Annotated in this window: 17 protein-coding genes and 1 riboswitch; of the genes, 5 read left to right on the top strand and 12 right to left on the bottom strand. The window is 37.9% G+C overall.

Annotation, left to right across the window (positions count from 1 at the left end):
* Positions 1 to 57: 57 nt before the first annotated feature.
* The 3 genes from JF259_RS08780 to JF259_RS08770 all read right to left on the bottom strand — a co-directional run bounded on the left by JF259_RS08780 (position 58) and on the right by JF259_RS08770 (position 2,829).
* Positions 58 to 1,059 (bottom strand): glycosyltransferase family 9 protein, encoded by a 1,002-nt coding sequence (locus JF259_RS08780; RefSeq protein ID WP_199115024.1) that lies wholly within the window; start codon positions 1,057 to 1,059, stop codon positions 58 to 60.
* Between the two features lie 126 nt (positions 1,060 to 1,185).
* Positions 1,186 to 1,791, bottom strand: a complete 606-nt coding sequence (locus JF259_RS08775) for a DUF4254 domain-containing protein (protein WP_199114944.1) — start codon at positions 1,789 to 1,791, stop codon at positions 1,186 to 1,188.
* Positions 1,792 to 1,905: 114 nt separating this feature from the next.
* On the bottom strand, positions 1,906 to 2,829 hold the full coding sequence (locus JF259_RS08770) for a DUF6427 family protein (protein WP_199114943.1): 924 nt from the start codon (positions 2,827 to 2,829) through the stop codon (positions 1,906 to 1,908).
* Positions 2,830 to 2,900: 71 nt separating this feature from the next.
* Here JF259_RS08770 and JF259_RS08765 point away from each other — a divergent pair, with 71 nt between their 5' ends.
* Positions 2,901 to 3,128, top strand: coding sequence for a DUF6341 family protein (locus JF259_RS08765; RefSeq protein ID WP_199114942.1), 228 nt, complete (start codon positions 2,901 to 2,903; stop codon positions 3,126 to 3,128).
* Here JF259_RS08765 and purD read toward each other — a convergent pair.
* Positions 3,123 to 4,394 (bottom strand): phosphoribosylamine--glycine ligase, encoded by a 1,272-nt coding sequence (purD, locus tag JF259_RS08760; RefSeq protein WP_199114941.1) that lies wholly within the window; start codon positions 4,392 to 4,394, stop codon positions 3,123 to 3,125. The two genes, JF259_RS08765 and purD, sit on opposite strands and share 6 nt — an antisense overlap.
* A gap of 154 nt (positions 4,395 to 4,548) precedes the next feature.
* Between purD and JF259_RS08755 the strand changes: the two genes are divergently transcribed.
* The 3 genes from JF259_RS08755 to JF259_RS08745 are packed head-to-tail and all read left to right on the top strand — an operon-like array spanning position 4,549 to position 8,125.
* Positions 4,549 to 5,868: a phenylacetate--CoA ligase family protein gene (locus tag JF259_RS08755; RefSeq protein WP_199114940.1), complete on the top strand. Its 1,320-nt coding sequence runs from the start codon at positions 4,549 to 4,551 to the stop codon at positions 5,866 to 5,868.
* The gene (wecB, locus tag JF259_RS08750) at positions 5,865 to 6,962 is read left to right on the top strand and encodes a non-hydrolyzing UDP-N-acetylglucosamine 2-epimerase (protein WP_199114939.1); all 1,098 of its coding nucleotides are present in this window, start codon (positions 5,865 to 5,867) and stop codon (positions 6,960 to 6,962) included. The genes JF259_RS08755 and wecB overlap by 4 nt, the downstream gene beginning before the upstream one ends.
* Positions 6,959 to 8,125: a glycosyltransferase family 4 protein gene (locus JF259_RS08745; RefSeq protein WP_199114938.1), complete on the top strand. Its 1,167-nt coding sequence runs from the start codon at positions 6,959 to 6,961 to the stop codon at positions 8,123 to 8,125. The genes wecB and JF259_RS08745 overlap by 4 nt, the downstream gene beginning before the upstream one ends.
* Here JF259_RS08745 and thiH read toward each other — a convergent pair.
* From thiH to thiS, 7 genes are all read right to left on the bottom strand, one after another.
* Complete coding sequence (thiH, locus tag JF259_RS08740) at positions 8,115 to 9,218, bottom strand: 2-iminoacetate synthase ThiH (protein ID WP_199114937.1); 1,104 nt, start codon at positions 9,216 to 9,218, stop codon at positions 8,115 to 8,117. The genes JF259_RS08745 and thiH overlap by 11 nt on opposite strands.
* Before the next feature lie 30 nt (positions 9,219 to 9,248).
* Positions 9,249 to 10,019 carry a thiazole synthase gene (locus JF259_RS08735; protein WP_199114936.1) on the bottom strand — a complete coding sequence of 257 codons (771 nt, stop codon included), beginning with the start codon at positions 10,017 to 10,019 and terminating at the stop codon, positions 9,249 to 9,251.
* A gap of 78 nt (positions 10,020 to 10,097) precedes the next feature.
* Positions 10,098 to 10,769 carry a thiamine phosphate synthase gene (thiE, locus tag JF259_RS08730; protein WP_199114935.1) on the bottom strand — a complete coding sequence of 224 codons (672 nt, stop codon included), beginning with the start codon at positions 10,767 to 10,769 and terminating at the stop codon, positions 10,098 to 10,100.
* Positions 10,766 to 11,530: a hydroxymethylpyrimidine/phosphomethylpyrimidine kinase gene (locus tag JF259_RS08725; RefSeq protein ID WP_199114934.1), complete on the bottom strand. Its 765-nt coding sequence runs from the start codon at positions 11,528 to 11,530 to the stop codon at positions 10,766 to 10,768. Before JF259_RS08725 ends, thiE begins: the two co-directional genes overlap by 4 nt.
* Positions 11,520 to 12,119 (bottom strand): thiamine phosphate synthase, encoded by a 600-nt coding sequence (locus tag JF259_RS08720; protein ID WP_199114933.1) that lies wholly within the window; start codon positions 12,117 to 12,119, stop codon positions 11,520 to 11,522. Before JF259_RS08720 ends, JF259_RS08725 begins: the two co-directional genes overlap by 11 nt.
* A gap of 3 nt (positions 12,120 to 12,122) precedes the next feature.
* Positions 12,123 to 13,982 carry a phosphomethylpyrimidine synthase ThiC gene (gene thiC, locus JF259_RS08715; RefSeq protein ID WP_199114932.1) on the bottom strand — a complete coding sequence of 620 codons (1,860 nt, stop codon included), beginning with the start codon at positions 13,980 to 13,982 and terminating at the stop codon, positions 12,123 to 12,125.
* A gap of 41 nt (positions 13,983 to 14,023) precedes the next feature.
* Positions 14,024 to 14,227, bottom strand: coding sequence for a sulfur carrier protein ThiS (gene thiS / locus JF259_RS08710; RefSeq protein ID WP_199114931.1), 204 nt, complete (start codon positions 14,225 to 14,227; stop codon positions 14,024 to 14,026).
* Positions 14,228 to 14,337: 110 nt separating this feature from the next.
* Positions 14,338 to 14,434, bottom strand: a riboswitch (TPP riboswitch).
* 290 nt (positions 14,435 to 14,724) lie between these two features.
* On the opposite strand from thiS, the gene JF259_RS08705 reads away from it, so the two are divergent.
* Positions 14,725 to 16,596 (top strand): endonuclease/exonuclease/phosphatase family protein, encoded by a 1,872-nt coding sequence (locus tag JF259_RS08705; protein WP_199114930.1) that lies wholly within the window; start codon positions 14,725 to 14,727, stop codon positions 16,594 to 16,596.
* A 159-nt stretch (positions 16,597 to 16,755) separates the two neighbouring features.
* Here the strand turns inward: JF259_RS08705 and JF259_RS08700 are convergent, their stop codons facing one another.
* Positions 16,756 to 18,111 (bottom strand): exopolysaccharide biosynthesis polyprenyl glycosylphosphotransferase, encoded by a 1,356-nt coding sequence (locus JF259_RS08700; protein ID WP_233164182.1) that lies wholly within the window; start codon positions 18,109 to 18,111, stop codon positions 16,756 to 16,758.

Raw genomic sequence — 18,111 nt, 5'->3', positions numbered from 1 at the left:
TTGCGATGATCGATCGCAGAGCGAGAAGAAGCAATCTCTCTGTTTTTAATAATGGGATTACTTCGTTGTTCGCCCCTCACGCCTCGTAATGACGGATTTGATTTTCTCCACAACAACTTTAGGAAGAATACTTCCAGCCGCTGTTTTGTAGCCCTCGGGGTATTTGTTACCATAAACCGACGTAGGGATATCCGGAAATTGTGTTCTATCTGCCAGTAAGGCATAATCTTCTGGTTGGTTAAATGGTGCAAAGCCAGCATAAGGATGGGTAACCCCCCAAATAGTAACAACCTTTACGCCTAACATCGCTGCTATATGGGCATTACCAGAATCCATTGACAACATGACATCCAAATTCGAAATAACATCCATTTCCTCTTCCAGAGACAATTTTCCGGCTATATTAACAACATTCTTGAAGTTTTTTTCAACAGCATCTAGAATCGCAATTTCCGATGCGCCCCCTCCAAACAGAATCACCTGATAATCCTTGGATAAGGCTTCTATAACCCGCCGCATCAAATTTAAAGGGTACATCTTTCCCTCATGTGCAGCAAAAGGTGCAATACCTATACACTTCTTGACATTTTCACCTAAAAGACGTAAAGTCTTTTTATTTAAAACCGATGGATCCGGAAATACAGGATGTGATAAATCCAACTGGAACCCCAAGGTTTCAAAAACACGCGCATACCGCTGATGTGTGGTGGTTAGGGGCTTAAAAACGCGGCCTGAAGTTAGCTGTTTTTTCTCTTTTCGCCCTTTATCAATAGAAACAAAACGCTTGGTCTTTAAAAATTGCTTTAACAATTTACTCCTTAACACATTATGCAAGTCGGCAATAGCATAAAACTTATTTTTATTAAGTTCACGAGCTAGTTTATACAATCCAAAAACGCCTTTGTGCTGTCCTTTTAAATCTACTGGAAAAACCGTTACATTTTTTATGTCTCTAAAAAATGGAATGAAAAAAGTCCGTGTTAGAACCGTTATTTTAAGTTCTGGATATTGTTCGGTCAATGCTCGCAATACGGGAACGGTCATAGCCACATCGCCCATAGCGGATAGGCGGATAACTAAGATGTGTTTGGACTTAATTTGCATAACCTTTCCGTATTTCAATTTTGAAAAATTGAAATCCACCTTTCCTTAAAAGGGAAAGGATTTTTTTATATTATGACCCTATTATTTCTGTGAACGCAATACTGGGTTAAGCTCCTCGTCATTATACATTTTCATTTGCTTATACACTTTCATATACTTATCGCCACTTTCGATATCGCCCAACAAAGTATCGATTGCTGTTGATAGGTCTACACGCTGCTCCAATAAGACATTTAACTTTTTTTGGCATGCAGCACGGTGTTCATCTGAGGCATCAGCTCTTGTTGCCTCTTCATTCATATGATATATTTTTAAAGCTAAAATAGATAGCCTGTCAATACCCCATGCAGGGCTTTCAGTATTTATTGTGGCACCATCCTTAGGTGTTATATCTTTATATTTTTCAAGAAAATAACTATCGATATACTCTACCATATCTGTACGGTCTTGATTTGAAGCATCAATCTGTCGCTTCAATTTTAGTGCAGCTACAGGGTTAATTTCCGGATCACGGATTATATCCTCATAATGCCACTGTACGGTATCGATCCAACATTTCCTGTATAATAGATGCTCTATCAAATTGCTTTCACCATAAGCGTTCTCAAATGGCTGATCTACAGTGTTAATAATATGGTATTTTTCTATTACTTGCTGAAATATTTTATTCGCCTTACTTGTAAACATATGCTTTTAATTTAAACCGTAAATATACATCTATTTGGTCAACTTTAAATCTGATACAGCTATGAAATTACCTAAAAAAAGACCAACCTAAAGCATTCTTATCTTGAAACTCCTCTAAATGAACAACAACACAAAAGGCACTAAAAACAATATAGCAAGGAAGAGTTCCTTAAACCATGTCTCCTCAATAGTTTCAATATAATTGGTAATAATAACTGCAGAGGGTGCAAATAAAAACAAAAATTCACTACCATTCTTTTCGGGCGCCAGTACAATTATGGCAGTCGCTATGACAGCTGCTATGATTACAACTGTAAATGAAGGCCGAAATGCTTTCTTCTTTTGTTTTAAATTTTTAATATAAAATAAGGAAGACCATAATCCAAAGGAAAACAATGTCGTTATAAACAACAAAAACTTAAGCGTATTGTAATTTTTAAAGTCATAACTCCATTCCGGCAAGTTTACAAATATGCCAAAGAAACTACCATTCCAAACAATAGAAATGCTTACACATATAACAAAAACAGTTACGACTCCCACAAAAGGAATAATCCAATGCTTTATTTTATTGTCTGTATACAATAGCAACGTAATAGGAATCAATATAAAAAATAATAGCGCCCAAAAGTAAAACAAGGAAGCTATTGCAATCCAAAAAGCGGTGTCGAACAACTTTTTCCTAACATGTAACTGAGAGCGCAAACTTATTATACGCCGTATGGCCAATAACACAAAAAAATTAGCCAACAGAATATTTGCATCACCTGTGCTCTGTGGTAATGCCAATAAAAATAGGCTAAACAGTAGTATTTCATAATTACCAAACCGCGTTAGGCTGTTTTTACTCACAATAAAATTAAGCAATAACACCGACCCCAAACAAACAAAGAGCAATCCTAATTCTTTAAAAACAAGCCCTATAGTAATTGCTTCATTTACCAACTGAACTCTAGCGATTAAAAATGCTAAAAGCACAATAAAAAAAACAACTATAAAATTTATAGGCTTAGATTTACTAAAAATGCTTGTAATCATTAACTGTTTTTGTATTTTTGTCGGGTAAATATACTAACTATAAATGGTTAGAAAACAATAAAAACAAACACATGAAAGATTTCTTTTACGCAATACAGGATTTATTTGTGGATCACCTTTTTGCCCCCTTTGACGCTTTAAGAGCATTAGAGCTTGAGAATTGGTTTGCAGCAAATATTTTTTCTTGGATTTTTATGCTGATAGGCTTTGTTGCGTTCGTATACTGGATGAAACAATTAAAAACCTATAACGATAACAACGAAGAAGATAAAAGTATTTCTTCGCACTCGTTTTTATAAATCGAATCCAATATCCTTACGATAATACATCGTATCGAAATGTAGTTTTTCTATATTTTGATACGATTTTTTTATGGCCTCTTGATACGATTCCCCATAAGAGGTAACAGCCATCACACGTCCTCCTGAAGTTACAATTCTACCATCTTGTAACTGCGCCCCTGCATGAAATAAAATAGAATCTTCAACAGACTTTACACCTGTTATTTCCTTTCCTTTTTGGTAAGCTTCTGGATATCCCCCAGACACAAGCATAATGGTTGTCGCTGCGCGCTCATCGATTTCAATGTCGATCGTGTTTAATGTTCCATTGGCCATGGCTTGTAATATCTCTACGAAATCGTTTTTAAGTCTCGGTAAAACCACTTCGGTTTCGGGATCTCCCATACGCACGTTATATTCAATTACTTTCGGGTCGTCTCCCACTTTAATAAGTCCTATAAAAACAAATCCAACATATGGCAGGTTGTCTTTTTTAAACCCATTGATGGTAGGCTTTACAATACGTTCTTCAATTTTATTTAAAAATTCATCGGTCGCAAAAGGCACTGGGGAAACAGCTCCCATACCACCTGTATTTAAACCCGTGTCACCTTCACCAATACGTTTATAATCCTTTGCTGTTGGTAAAATCTTATAGTTTTCACCATCGGTCAACACAAAACAACTCAATTCAATTCCGTCTAAAAACTCCTCAATAACCACCTTAGTACTGGCTTGCCCAAATTTAGCATCTACCAACATACTTTTTAATTCAGCTTTGGCTTCTTCTAAACTGTTAAGAATAACCACTCCTTTTCCTGCTGCCAAACCATCTGCCTTTAAAACATATGGCGGTTTTAAGGTTTCCAAAAATGCATATCCTGCCTCTACATTGTCTTTTGTAAAACTCTCATATGCTGCCGTTGGAATATTATGGCGGTATAAAAATTCTTTTGCAAATTCTTTACTGCCTTCCAAGGTTGCCGCCTCTTTTTGTGGCCCTATTACAGCCACATGCTTAAGTGCTTCATCGTTTAGAAAAAAATCATGAACCCCTTGCACTAACGGATCTTCCGGACCAACTACAACCATAGTAATATCTTTGTCCAAAACAAGTTCTTTTATAGCGCCAAAATCAGTTACTCCAATATTCACATTGGTTGCTATTTCTGCTGTCCCAGAATTCCCAGGAGCAACAAATAAATTATCACATAAAGGACTTTGTGCAATCTTCCAAGCAAACGTATGTTCTCTTCCGCCAGAACCAAGAATTAAGATATTCATTGTATTGTATTTTTATGAAGTGCAAAAATAATTGCTTTTACCTTTAAAAAAGAATTATTCTGCAAGAATTATCAAATGCTTATTATAGGCACGGAATCTCTTAGAAATTTAAAATATTTCTTTACTTTACACAAACCTATTTGATGTATTGCTTTTGAATTTATTTGACCTTTCATTACAACTTAATGGCTTCCCGATTCGAAAAGCCAAACATATGCTACGTGATATTCAAAACAGAAACGACGCTGAATACACTACCTATATCAATGTCCAAAGGCAAACAATTGTTGAACACCATTTAAAACATAACTCCTTTTACAAACAATTCGCAGGAAATGCTGATCCCTTAAAATGGAGCAATATTCCCGTAATGACTAAAAGCGACTTACAGCAACCTTTAGAAAATCTGCTATCGGATGGCTTTTCAAAAAAAAATGTTTACATCGATAAGACCTCGGGCGCTTCGGGTACACCTTTTATTTTTGCCAAAGACAAGCTTTGCCATGCTTTAACCTGGGCCATTATAAAAGACCGATTTGGATGGTTTAACCTAGACTTTAACAGCTCTAAACAGGCTCGTTTTTATGGAATTCCCTTAAATAAAAAAAACTATTATAAAGAACGCCTTAAGGATTTTGTAAGTAAGCGCATCCGGTTTAATGTGTTTGATCTTAGTGACGCTGCCTTAACAAACATTTTGGAAGCTTTCAAAACAACACATTTTAACTATATAAATGGCTACACTAGTGCCATAGTTCAATTTGCTAAATTTCTAAAGCGCAAACAGATAGTCCTTAAAACAATCTGTCCGAGTTTGAATGTATGTGTTGTGACTTCTGAAATGCTTTTTGAAGACGACAAACAACTTATGGAAACACAATTTGGTGTCCCCGTTGTTAACGAATATGGAGCTTCGGAACTCGACCTTATTGCTTTTGAAAATCCTAGCGGCAAATGGCAAACCAATAGTGAAACCTTGTTTATCGAAATTTTGGATGCGCAAGATAATGTACTCCCGCTTGGTGAAACAGGGCGCATTGTTATTACATCGCTATACAACAAAGCACAACCATTTATCCGTTATGATATTGGTGATCTCGGAGCACTTTCAATACATAGTACACCTAAAAAACCTATATTAAAAAAACTTACCGGACGCACCAATGACATGATAACGCTACCTAGCGGAAAACAGGCAGTAGGCTTAACGTTTTATTACGTTACCAAAAGCATTATCGAAGATGGTAGCAATGTTAAGGAATTCGTGATCGAGCAATTAAAAACCAATACCTTTAAAATCAATTATGTTAGCCCGGAAGTGCTATCTACCAATAAAATAAAAGCTGTCGAACAGGCCATTGAAACCTATCTGGAAAAGGGACTTGTCTTAGTCTTTGAGCGCCAAAAGCAACTGCAACGTTCAAAAAGTGGTAAATTGAAACAGTTTTCATCATTAATCCAACCAGCCTCATGAATATACTACTAGTCGCCGGTGCACGACCTAACTTCATTAAAATAGCACCAATAATAGATGCTATAAAAACCAAACAAGCGCAAGGCATTAATATTAACTATAAGCTTATCCATACAGGACAACACTACGATAAAAACCTAAGTGACACGTTCTTTACCGAACTTAACATTCCATTTCCAGACACTAATTTAAATGTTAAAAGTGGCACACAGGCCGAACAAACGGCAGCTATTATGGTTGGTTTCGAAAAAGAATTGCAACAACACCAATGTGATTTAGTAATGGTTGTGGGTGATGTTACTTCTACTATGGCATGTGCCATCGTGGCTAAAAAAGCAGGTATTAAAGTAGCTCATGTAGAGGCTGGTATTCGCTCTGGCGATCTTAATATGCCCGAAGAGATTAATCGTATTGTGACCGATAGCCTAACCGATTATTTTTTTACAACCTCAACTCATGCCAATAACAACCTAATACAGTTAGGCGTTACTAAAAACAACATTTTTTTTGTTGGCAATGTTATGATCGATACGCTACTTAAAAACAAACACCGTCTGAAGAAACCAAGCATTTGGAGCAATTTAGACTTAAAACCCAACTCCTATTTGGTCATGACCTTACACCGACCAAGCAATGTAGATGAAAAGAATAATCTTAAAGCACTTATTACCCAAATCGCAACCCTTGCAGAAAACCATCCTATCATTTTTCCCGTGCACCCAAGAACGAAGAAGATTTTAAAGGGTTTAGACCTTAATTTCAGCAACCTACACTATATAGATCCGTTAAGCTATTTAGAATTTAATTATATGGTGAAACACGCTTTAGCCGTAATAACGGATTCTGGAGGTATTACGGAAGAAACCACAGTCATGAACGTGCCTTGTATTACTTTACGAGCGTGCACCGAACGCCCCGAGACCTGTAACATTGGCACAAATGTTTTAGTTGGCAATAAAACTGAAAAAATTGAAGCAGCCTTTACCTCCCTATTCTCAAAAACATGGAAACAAGGACAAATCCCTGAATTATGGGATGGTAAAACGGCAGAACGCATCGTAAATCATTTAATTGCAATCTATCAATTACAATGAAAGAGGTTTTAATCATAACGAATTATTTTCCTCCGGAGACAGGTGCCGCTGCCAACCGTATATTCCACTTAGCTGAAGGCTTAGAAAAGCGCAATTTTAAGGTTTCTGTCATTACGCCCTTACCCAATTACCCCTCCGGGAAAATCTTTACAGCTTATAGAGGCACTTTTAAACACTCAAACAAAGAACAAAACTTAACCGTCCACCGTTTGTGGATTTATGCCAGCAATTCCAAAAATAAATTTGTTCGCCTTATCGCTATGCTATCCTATAGCTTTAGCTTACTTTGGTTTTTTATGTGGCATAAACTACCGAAAACCATTATTATTCAGTCGCCACCGCTGCTAGTTGCTTTTACCTGTATCTTCTTTTTGCGCTTCCGAAAACGACAGCTCATCTTAAACGTTAGTGACTTATGGCCCTTAGCGGGTCTTGAACTTGGTGCATTTAAAAAAAATGTTAGCTACCGCTTGTTGGAATGCATGGAACGCTTTAATTATAAGCATGCCAGTGTCGTTTTAGGTCAAAGTCAGGAGATTTTAGATCACATCTCAAGTATTGAACCCAAAAAACCATGCTTTTTATATCGTAATTTTCCAAATTTCGATGTTTTAACACCAATACTGCCTAACACAAATACAAAAAAGCTGAATATTGTTTACGCTGGACTTTTAGGCGTAGCACAGAGCATTTACAAACTTTGCAAGGCGTTGGACTACTCTAATATAAGTTTTCATATTTACGGAACGGGTCCTGAACAAAAAGACATAGAAACATTTATTGCCAATCACCCCGAATTAGACATGCATTACCACGGAGAACTACCTAGAAACAAACTACTTCAAGCACTTTTACAATACGACCTTACCATTATTCCGCTACGAAACCGTATTTATGGTTCTGTTCCCTCTAAAATTTTTGAATATGCACGCCTAGGGTTACCTATGTTATACTTTGGCGGTGGTGAAGGCGAAACCATTATTAATACCTACCGTTTGGGCTGGTTAGCCAATTCTGGGGACTACCAACATTTAAATCAAGTTATTGCAAACATCAGCAAAAAAGACCTTAATCTTCAACTTAAAGAACGCATACAAAAAACTGCTCTGGAGCACTTTGACTTTAACAAGCAATTGGATGCTTTTATTACGTTTATCGGTTAAACCAGTCTTTCCAAACCACTTCATAGCCTTGCGATTGAATCATTTGCTCAATAGTTGCTGTAGAACGCTCGTCCGAAATCTCAAATTGCTCTAAAGATTCTGGTTCCACACTATAACCACCAGGATTCGTTTTAGACTCGGCACTCATACTTGTAATCCCCAAATGCACACTGTGGTTTCTAAACCGTTCACTTTCGCGCGTAGACAGCGACAATTCAACATCCTCATCCAACAAACGGTACGCACAAATTAATTGCACCAAATCGGCATCGGTCATTTCTACTTTTGGTTCCACATCGCCCTGATGGGGACGCAATCTAGGAAATGAAATGGAATACTTGGTCTTCCAATAGGTCTTTTGTAAGTATTTCAAATGCAGGGCTGTAAAAAAACTATCCACACGCCAGTCCTCGAGGCCAAACAAGGCGCCCAACCCTATTTTATGGATACCTGCTTTTCCTAACCTATCGGGCGTATCCAATCGATATTCAAAGTTCGATTTTTTCCCTTTAGGATGGTGGGTCTTATAAGCTGTCCTATGGTATGTTTCTTGGTAGACCAAAACCGCATACAAACCTGCTTCTATTAACTGTTCATATTCTTCCTGGCCCAAAGGTTGCACTTCGATACTTATATTCGAAAAATTGGACTTAATCAACTCTATGGCATGTTTTATATAAGCAACTCCAACCGTTTTGTTAGCCTCGCCTGTAACCAATAAAATGTGATCATAGCCTAAACTTTTAATATGGGCTGCTTCCTTTAAGATCTCGGCATCACTTAATGTTTTTCTACGAATCTTATTGGTTAAACTAAACCCGCAATAGGTACAAATATTTTGGCACTCGTTAGAAAGGTACATGGGGATATACATCTGAATGGTATTACCAAAACGCTTTTTGGTCAACTGGTTGCTACGTTGTGCCATTTGCTCTATAAAAGGCTTGGCTGCTGGTGCAATGAGTGCTTTAAAATCTTTTAAAGTTATCTTTTCTTTCTGGAGAATGGCTGCCACCTCATCTTCCGTAACATTATATATTTCTTGTTCTAATGTATCCCAATCGTATGTTTCAAAAACAGTTAAAAATGACATGTGGTATAAGCGAATTGAATGGTTCTTTAACTAAAGATTTAAAAACGACGTTAGTGGACTACTCGCTTCTGCCTGTTTTTTAACAGGTGCCAACTTTGCATTGTAAGCCATTCTTCCTGCTTCAACAGCCTTTTTAAAGGCAATCCCCATTTGTTTCGGATTTTGCGACACTGCAATGGCCGTGTTTACCAGCACTGCATCAGCCCCCAGCTCCATAGCATGGGCTGCATGCGAAGGCGCTCCAATTCCAGCATCGACAATAACGGGTACATTGCTTTGCTCGATAATAATTTCTAAAAAATCGAGGGTTTTTATGCCTTTGTTACTCCCTATAGGTGCTCCCAACGGCATAACACATTGCACTCCTACCTCTTCTAAGCGTTTGCATAACACAGGGTCGGCATGAACATAGGGCATCACTACAAAACCCAGCTTTACCAATGCTTCTGCAGCTTCTAAGGTCTCTATCGGATCGGGCAATAAATATTTTGGATCTGGATGAATCTCTAATTTTATCCAATTGGTTTGCAAAGCCTCTCTGGCCAACTCGGCTGCAAAAACAGCTTCTTTAGCCCTTCGAACGCCAGATGTATTAGGCAATAAATTAATAGAGGCCGCTTTTAAATACTGTAATATGTCATCCGACTCATTTTCAACATCAACACGTTTTAATGCCACGGTAACCAATTCGCTTTCGGAAGCTAAAATAGCCTCTTGCATTAGTTGGGAACTGCTAAACTTTCCCGTACCTGTAAACAATCGTGATGTAAAGGTTTTATCTGCTATCTTAAGTGTATCCATCTTATTTATTATTTTGAATCTACTCGATTATCGAGATTTAAATACTCAGAGACTTCCCCCGAATTCAAAGTCTTTAATCTAATTAATGCCTCGCGGGCTGGCTCCGAGACGGTTTACTTTCCAAATCTGCTCCTTTACAGATGGCGCCTGTAATAGTTTATGAAAGCTATTAATACTATTAACGTTATTTGTAATTGCCCCTGAGGCAGCAATGCCATAAACACCAGTATTTATCAAGTCCGTAACATCTTCTAAAGTGATTCCTCCAATAGCTATAATGGGGGTTTCTCTTTGTAAAGCTTCTACAATCCCAGCATACCCTGATATACCCAAAACGGGGCTTAACTTTGTTTTGGTTTTTGTAAACCGAAAAGGACCCAAGCCGATATAATCTACACTTTTGTTAATAAGCACTTCACAATCCTGAATGGTATTGGCCGTCCCCCCAATAAGCTGCCAAGATGCAAGATGTTTTCTCGCTATTGTTGGACAGGTATCTAATTTCCCCAAATGCACGCCATCGGCTTTAACGGCATGTGCTACTTTGTAATAATCATTAATGATTAAACGTGTTTGAAAATGTGATGTAATCTCCCTAGCCTTTTCAGCCGTTTGTAACACCTGTTTTTCTGATCGGTTTTTGAGACGCAATTGAACCAATTCGGCTCCGGCAGTACATGCCTTTTGAATATTGTCTAAATGGGCTTGAGGGGTTTCGCCTTGCGATATATAATGCAATTTAGGAATCATAGGTTTAAAATGTTGTTGTGCACGCCCAATAAAGAGGCATCGGAATTTAAAAACTGTTCGGTATAATACTTTGCTTTTTTGGAAGCCTTTTCCAAATCGGATTCTTTTAAAATATTACTTGCTAAAGCCGATGACAACACACAACCGCTACCGTGTTTTTCATGTATTGCTTCGGTATACGGCGGGATGTTAACCATTACAATACCACTATGGTATAAGGTATCCCATCCTTTTTTATCGGTTCTGTGCCCTCCTTTTAAATAAATATTGGTAAAACGACCGATATGGGCAATGGTATCTTCGATAGTCCTTTCTGGATATAGCATTTTAATTTCATCATAGTTAGGGGTGATGATGTAACATTGTTTCCAAATATTATCCAATAGCTCCTGACTTTCCGTACTATGAAAATCAAAACCAGTACTTGCTTTAATGATAGGATCCACGACGATTTTAACATTGGGGTTTAAGGTATGTAATGTATCCAAGACCCGTGATAAGGTTGACCAACTTTCAATGATGCCTATTTTAACCACCGAAATATTGAAACGTTCAAATAATATCGCTATCTGATCTGTTATAACGGCTGCATCCACCCACTTACAAGCACGAAAGGCTATATCATTTTGTACAGTAATAGCCGTACAAACCGATAAACCATAAAGATTGTAGGACGCAAAGGTTTTAATATCAGCCGTAATTCCAGCGCCACTGGACGGGTCTAAACCTGCAATGGTTAAAATATAATCTCTATCCAACATACGCGTTATATGCTTTTTGCAAAGTCTCAAAGCTGTCCACAGGTGCTTTACTATTCCATACACTCCCTAAAACAGCAGCCCCTTGATAACCCAATTCTTGTAATGTATCCAGATTATTAGAAGTCACACCTCCCATGCCTATTACTTTTTTTTTGCATTGTATCACGTTAAACCCTTCTCCCTTATATCCCTCTTTTGAAACGGATGTAAATACAGGGCTCAAAAAGTGGTAATTGAATGCTGTTGTACAATTATTCAAAGCATCAAGTGTATGAAAAGAGGAACTGGTCGCTTCAATACAACCATTATAGCTTTCAATATAATTATCTATATCCGCACCCAAATCCCTCCTTTTTTCCTCTTGAAAGTGAATGCCCTTTAAATTAAAATGCTTTGTTAACTCATGAAACCGATGTACCATAATCCGATCATGAAACGCTGTATCAATTTGACTGATATACCTACAATGTCCTTCAAAATCCAGTTCTGGTTTTCTGAGGTGATAGCATGTTAAACCAACTTTAAACAATCGGTTTAACACTACTATTTCATTGGATACCGATATTTCTGGAGCAACAACAATTAACATCTGTTATAAATAGACCTCACTTCCTTTGTCCTTAAATTCTTTTGACTTTTCTGCCATGCCTTTTTCAACAACCTCGTTATCGACAATGTCATTCTCGGCTGCAAAATCGCGTACTTCCTGTGATATTTTCATAGAACAGAATTTAGGACCGCACATGGAACAGAAATGCGCAATTTTTGCGCCTTCGGCAGGTAGGGTTTCGTCATGATAGGCTCTTGCCAATTCCGGATCGAGCCCTAAATTGAACTGGTCCTCCCATCTAAATTCAAATCGCGCTTTACTTAAGGCGTTATCGCGATGCTGCGCTCCCGGATGTCCTTTTGCCAGATCTGCTGCATGCGCCGCCAATTTATAAGTGACCACACCAGTACGTACATCCTCTTTATTAGGTAGTCCTAAATGCTCCTTTGGTGTTACATAACATAACATAGCACAACCATACCAACCAATCATAGCTGCTCCTATACCAGATGTAATATGATCGTATCCCGGTGCGATATCTGTGGTTAATGGTCCTAAAGTATAAAATGGTGCTTCATCGCAAACGGCAATTTGCTTTTCCATGTTTTCCTTAATCATGTGCATGGGTATATGTCCGGGTCCCTCAATAAAACACTGCACCTCATGCTTGCGCGCAATTCGTGTTAGTTCGCCCAAGGTTTCCAATTCAGCAAACTGGGCTTCATCATTCGCATCGGCAACCGACCCAGGACGCAAACCATCTCCCAAGGAAAAGGCCACATCGTAAGTTTTTAAAATCTCACAAATGTCTTCAAAATGGGTATAGATAAAGTTTTCTTTATGGTGTGCTAAACACCATTTCGCCATAATCGATCCACCACGGGACACAATACCCGTAATACGCTTAGCCGTCATAGGCACATAACGCAACAAAACGCCTGCGTGGATGGTAAAATAATCGACACCTTGCTCGGCTTGCTCTATAAGGGTATCACGAAAAATCTCCCAGGTTAAGTCTTCGGCCACGCCTTTTACTTTTTCCAAGGCCTGGTAAATAGGTACTGTTCCAACAGGCACCGGCGAGTTACGAATAATCCATTCTCGTGTTTCATGGATGTTCTCTCCGGTTGACAAGTCCATGATATTATCGGCTCCCCAACGACAAGCCCAAACGGCTTTTTCGACCTCTTCTTCAATAGATGATGTTACTGCCGAATTTCCAATATTAGCATTAATCTTAACCAGAAAGTTACGCCCCAATATCATGGGTTCTGCTTCTGGGTGGTTGATGTTTGAAGGAATTACGGCACGCCCTCGGGCTACTTCGTCGCGTACAAACTCGGGCGTAATCTTTTCTGGAATGGCTGCTCCAAAATGTTCGCCTTTATGTTGTTTTCTAATCTCCGTCATTTCATCAATACGCTGGTTTTCGCGAATGGCAATGTACTCCATCTCTGGTGTAACAATCCCTTTTTTGGCATAATGCAGCTGCGTAACATTCCTTCCTTTTTTAGCTCGTAAGGGCTTTTTCAATAAAGAAAAACGCATATGATCTAAACTGGCATCGTTTAAACGCTGATTACAATACTCCGACGTAAAGCCATCTAAATAGTCTACATCGTTACGCTCTAATATCCAAGGTTCCCGAATGCGTTCCAATCCTTTGTAGATATCTATTTCTTTGTTAGGATCGGTGTATGGCCCAGAGGTATCATAAACCGTAACCGGTTCGTTGGGAATGCTATTACCTGTAATGGCTTCCTTGGTATCGCTCAAAGCAATCTCTCGCATGGCCACCCTTATATGTGGGTGCATAGTACCCTTAACATAAATTTTTGTCGAATTGGGAAATGGATTCCTGGATATTTTTTCGGCGTTTGGTGCTGTATCTTTAGGTTTCATAAATAATGTATTTCTTCTTTTTATACTTAAACATTTTGAAACTATCCACCCTGAGTGGCCTGTATAATCAAAACATTATCGTTATTGGTAAATTTCATCTTATCCCAAAGGTTTCTTGGGATAATTGTATTGTTTATGGCAATGGCAACACCATCAATAGGTGATTTTAATTGTTCCAATACCTGTATAATATTGGTATTTTCTCTAATTTCTAAAAAAGAGTCGTTAACCTGAATTTTAATCATGTCGGTTTCATTTTAAAATTGAAACAGATAAGGAAATTTAACAGCCTTTGAAAAAAGTAACCTTGCCAGACTTGCAAAGCTATTTATGAAAAGTTTACCAACACATGCCTGTGCTGTTCTCAACTTTTCCCTACGTCGGTACTAACCGCATCAGGTTCAAAGGGTCAATCTCAGTTCCTATTATGAGGAACACCCCTAAAGTTTCGGTTCAAAAATACTAAAAGAAAGTATACCTTCTTCTCTTTTTCTCTAAAATATATTGAAGTCACTTAAGTTTACTCCTATTATTAATTCCATTTACTCGATAATCGAAATTTAAAACACCTCAAGGTAATTTACCAAAATTTCCTACGTAAATGCCGAAAACGACCCCACTGCGAAGTAAGATAAATCTATATATTTGAAATTATTTTGATTGAGTGTTCAATCAAAATACTATTGTATTTAATTATAAATCATATGACTATACTAAAATCACTAACTATAATCCATAAATTATGAAGAAAACTATTATGACATTGTGCTTCCTTTTTACAGGAAGTATCCTTGGGTTACATGCACAGAGCGTGAGCCCTTCAAAGACTACGTACGCCCTAGGAGAGGCCATTATTATCAATTTTTCGGGAGGCCCTGGAAATTCAAAAGATTGGATTGGCATCTATAATCAAGGTGAAACCCCTGGTAATGTTAATGCTACTGACTGGTTTTACGTAAACGGAAAAAAGAATGCCACCAAGAAATTGAGCAGTGGTTCAATAACCTTTTCATCGGGCTTACCCAATGCCGGGAATTACGATGTGCATTTTCTGGAAAACGACGGACATACCATTTTGGCCTCGGCGAGCTTCTCAGTAGGAGCTACATCTGGCGTTCCTATTGCTAGCTTCACTTCCAATGCAACTACGACGACAACACCAGGACAAAGTGTTTCGTTTACCGATAACTCTACAAATAGCCCTACGTCTTGGAATTGGACTTTTGGAGGCGGAACCCCAGCAACTAGCAGCTCCCAAAACCCTACGGCAACCTATAATACCGAGGGGACTTACGACGTAACCCTTACCGTAACAAACGCTTCTGGAAGTGACTCGATAACCAAAACAGGCTACGTTACTGTGAGCAACTCCAATAGCATCAAGGCTCTACAATTCAATATCTGGCAGGAAGGTACCTCTGTGCCTAATGGAATGACCTATATTAGGGATGTTATTGCTGAGGTCAACCCAGATATCGTATGCTTTAGTGAGGTAAGGAATTACAATAGTGACTGGACCACAAAAATTGTAAATGATCTTGCTGTCATTGGTTTAACCTATAACCGAGGCTATGCTAATGGCGATGTTTCTATTATTAGCAAACATCCCATTACATCGTCGGGTACAAACCTTGGGGCTGTCTCTCTATTTGATGTTGATGTGAACGGACAAAGTATAGTAGTGGCTACTGCCCACTTGGATTACACCTATTACGCGACTTACCTTCCACGGGGATACAATTGTGGCGGATCTGCTCCATACGATGGGTGGGATAAAATAGGTAAAGGCAATCAAACCCCACAACCTGTTACCGATATAGCCATTATTTCAGATCAGAATTTAGGTTCGCAAAGGGATGAACAAATTGCAGCTTTTATCAATCATGTGAGTAGTGAAACCCGCCCTGTTATACTATTGGGTGATTTTAACGAACCTTCTCATTTGGACTGGACATCAGGTCAGGCAGCTATGTTCGACCATCATGGTGTCGTCATGGAATGGCACACTACTAAATCTTTAGAGGACAATGGTTTTGTAGATGCCTTTAGAGCCGTATATCCTGATGAAATAGCCAATCCAGGCATTACGTGGCCTTCAGTTGCCACTGGTGTTGGCAGTACCAGTTGGACACCAGAAGCAGATGAAAGAGATCGTATCGATTATATTTTTTATAAAGGTGCCAATGTTTCGGCAACAAGTGCAGCCATCGTTGGGCCAAAGGCATCTTATGTGAATAATGTGTCTAGCACAGCGAATACAACAAACGACACTTTTGAGGCCGACCAATTGCCCTGGCCTTCAGACCACAAGGGTGTTACAGCAGTTATCAACCTGTCATCTGGCACTAGTTCTAAAATAACTGGTAAAAAATTACAGACTGCATCGCATATCAAAATATTCCCAAATCCAACGGAAGGACAATTTAACATAAGCTATAACGGGCATGATGCTTTCTCATACAAGGTGAGAAACATTTTAGGAGAAACTGTTCTACAAAAATGCAACTTACAAAGTAAGAGCACTGTTGATCTTCAAATTAAAACTGCTGGTCTCTATTTTATTGAAGTAAAAACCGAAACAGAGACATTGGTCTATAAAATAATCAAAAAATAGGCTGACCAACCATTATATGTATTGTTTTACTATTTGTGAGGCTGAATTCTAAGTTAAAATCCAAATAATTCAGCCTCTTCTTTTTCACTCTACATCAAGAATAATCAGTAACATTTTCTCCTTGATAAAACATGCTGAATATTCACAATAAAAACTGTTTTAATATGCCTTTTCTTCTCCCTTTATAGCATTTAAAAAGGTTTGCACTATAATTTTTATATCGAGTAACAGCGACCAATTTTCGATGTAAAAGATATCGTATTTTACACGGTTAATAATATCCTTATCGTTTTCTATTTCACCTCTACAGCCACTTACCTGAGCTAAACCTGTAATACCAGGTTTTACAGTATGCCGAAACATAAAATCGTAAGCATCAATTACTTTTGCGTATTCATCATTAAACACAGGCATATGGGGTCGTGGACCAACAACAGACATATCTCCAATTAACACATTGAAAAACTGGGGGAGTTCATCAATACTAATTCTTCTAATAAACTTACCTAATCTAGTTAGTCTAGGATCCTGTTCCCTAACATGCTTGACATTTGTGTCCTCGATTATTTTTAAGGATCTAAACTTATAGCAAGTAAACTCTTTATAATTAACCCCATTTCTTTGGTGCTTAAAAAAAACAGGGCCTTTTGATTCCAATTTAATCAATATCCCCAGTAATGGCACTAACCATGATAAAACACAAACAATGACTATTAAAGAAAAAACAATGTCAAAAAGGCGTTTAATTACTTTATTTAATTCAATATTAATTACCCCTCTTTGAAATGATAATACGGGGAGATAGTCATAATAATCAATATGCATCTTTTTTGACACTAAGCTATTGGTATTTGATATAAACTTTAACGTCATATTTCTTTCGTTCGCAACTTTTATATATTGCCGTACTTGATCTTCACTTAAATCATCAATAGCACAATAGATCTCATCGAAACCCCCATTTTTAATTGCTTCAATGTTCTTATTTGTAGCTTGCAAATCTGGGCTTACAAACCCCTTAAGTATGTACCCTAGATCTCTTCTTTCCTCAAAAAAGGTTTTTAGCTGTTCTGCAACCAAACTATTCCCAACAATCAAAACATTCCTATTATTTCCTTTGTAATACGCCCTATACTTTTTTAAAGCATAATATACTACAAACTTCCCTAAGGTAATACTGAATAGTGTTAAATATACATATTGAAATGTTTGTGCCTTACTTATAACGTCAACACTGTAGAATCCCCAGAAAGCAAATAAGACTAGCGTTAAAAAAAAGAATTGCTTTATTAGCAACGATACAATTCGTAATTCTGAAGTGAATCGATACACTTCATAATACTTAAAAAATACAGCAGAAAGTAACCAAGAAAATGAAATAACACCATGAAAAACCAGCACATATTCAATGTTAGCAAATCCCCAATATGCAAAACCATTAATGACACTTAAGTCAAACACTATAAGCATCGGACGAATTAGCCAAGAGTACCTTCCGTGTCTTCCTTCACTCAA

This window comes from Snuella sedimenti (assembly GCF_016428595.1).
Taxonomy (GTDB): Bacteria; Bacteroidota; Bacteroidia; order Flavobacteriales; family Flavobacteriaceae; genus Snuella; species Snuella sedimenti.
Note: the sequence above shows the minus strand (reverse complement) of the source record. Positions and strands in the feature narration are given on the sequence as shown.